Source organism: Oleiphilus sp. HI0061 (assembly GCF_001635675.1).
Window position 1 is genome coordinate 1 of record NZ_LWFE01001509.1, and the last position, 1124, is coordinate 1124.

The 1124-nt window shown below is 44.3% G+C and carries 2 protein-coding genes; both read left to right on the plus strand.

From position 1 onward, the window contains the following. The coding region (locus A3735_RS23475; protein ID WP_231882634.1) for a GMC oxidoreductase at positions 1 to 285 on the plus strand (285 nt) is incomplete at its 5' end. A gap of 130 nt (positions 286 to 415) precedes the next feature. Next, positions 416 to 1124: aldehyde dehydrogenase family protein (locus tag A3735_RS23480; RefSeq protein WP_156499868.1), on the plus strand; the 709-nt coding region annotated here is incomplete at its 3' end.

The window sequence follows — 1124 nt, forward strand, 5'->3', positions numbered from 1 at the left end:
GACGAAGTTCACCCAGGAGCTGATATCACCTCCGATGCAGACATTCTGCAAGCGTGCAAAGATCGTTTAGGTCTGGTTTATCACCCCGTGGGTACCTGCAAAATGGGTAATGACGATATGTCTGTCGTTGACGACCAGTTGCGTGTTCATGGCATCTCAAAGCTACGAGTAGTCGACGCATCGATCATGCCCACTTTAATAAGCGGCAATACCAATGCACCTGTAATAGCGATTGCTGAAAAGGCATCCGACCTAATATTGTCACCATCAACCATGCTCAACTAAATGATGAGTACAAATCACTTTTGTGAGCAATAAGTCTATTACGTAATAAAATACACAACTTTTGAACATTAAACATTCAAATAGTACACAACATAAGCACGTTTAAATCGATAAAAATAGAGGCAAACAAATGAACTGCGCGGCGAAAATTTCTACTCACGATACATCTATTGAAGAACGATTAACTATGCTTAAGTCAGCGGCTCGAGCTAATCCTTACCCTTCCTTCAATGAGAGGAAAAAAAATCTTCTAAATCTTCGTAGCCAAATTCAGCGTTACCAAGATGCCATTACCGCTGCAGCAGCCAAAGACTTTGGCTGGCGCGCACCAGCTGAATCTAAACTTATTGATGTGCTCGGGCCCGTTTTAGAAATCAATCATGCAGTTCACAAACTCAAAAAGTGGATGAAGCCTAGTCGTAGATCCACGGAGTTACTCTTCACAAGTAATAAAGCCAAAGTACATTACCACCCCAAAGGTGTTGTCGGAATCATCTGCCCATGGAACTTTCCCTTATACCTAGCGTTAGGGCCTCTTATTGCAGCTTTGGCAGCGGGCAACAGAGCGATGATCAAAATGCCGGAGAATTGCCCTAACTCAGCCGCATTACTGCAAGAAATGCTTAGCGAAATTTTTCCTGAAGACTTGGTGGATGTGTTGCCTGGTGACCACCCGGATGCGATGAAAATTTCAGAGCAGCCTTTCGATCATTTGGTGTTTACAGGCTCGCCTAAAACCGGGCGTATTATCATGAGTAACGCGGCTAAAAATCTGGTACCTGTCACTTTAGAACTCGGTGGAAAATCGCCGGCAGTTGTGTGTGAAGGCGCCAACCTGA